General features: G+C 59.6%; 1 pseudogene. It reads left to right on the top strand.

The features are described from left to right. Window positions 1-596: pseudogene (locus EOD15_RS35225) on the top strand (DUF1176 domain-containing protein); the annotation flags it as partial.

The following is a 596-nucleotide window of genomic DNA, read 5'->3' as shown; positions in this document are numbered from 1 at the left end:
TCGCTGTACAGCGCCATCGGCCGGCACGAATTCGCCCGCGCATGGGGGTATTTCGGCGATACAAAGCCGGCAAAGGATTTCGATAGTTTCGTCAAGGGCTATGATGGGACGGACAAGGTCGAAGTCCAGACCGGGACGGTTTCCGACGAAGGCGCGGCTGGCAGCATTTTCTACAACGTCCCCGTCGCCATCCGCGCGACGGACAAGGCTGGCGGCGAAAAGGTCTTTGCCGGGTGCTATACGCTGCGCCAGGTGAATGCCCAGACCCAGGTGGAGCCACCCTTCGATCCGATCCACATCGAGAAAGGGGCACTGAAGCCCTCCACTACCGATTTCGAGGAGGCGCTGCCGCCAAGCTGCGGCGATGGCCCGCCACCGCCAAAGAAAGACACCGCACTGGAGCAGGCCAAGAAGGCCTTTCTGGCAACCTATGGCGACCAGTGCGACAAGCAGTTCCTTGCCAATGAGCCGACCGTTTTTTCGATTAAATACAAGGACAAGGATGCGCAGCCCGGCGATCCCGACAAGGAGACCCGCCTGTTCCATTTTTCCTGCTCGGCCGCCGCCTACAATGAAAGCTCGGTCTACTATATGAC

Source organism: Mesorhizobium sp. M7A.T.Ca.US.000.02.2.1 (assembly GCF_003996995.1).
GTDB lineage: Bacteria > Pseudomonadota > Alphaproteobacteria > Rhizobiales > Rhizobiaceae > Mesorhizobium.
This window is presented reverse-complemented; position numbering and strand designations above follow the sequence as displayed.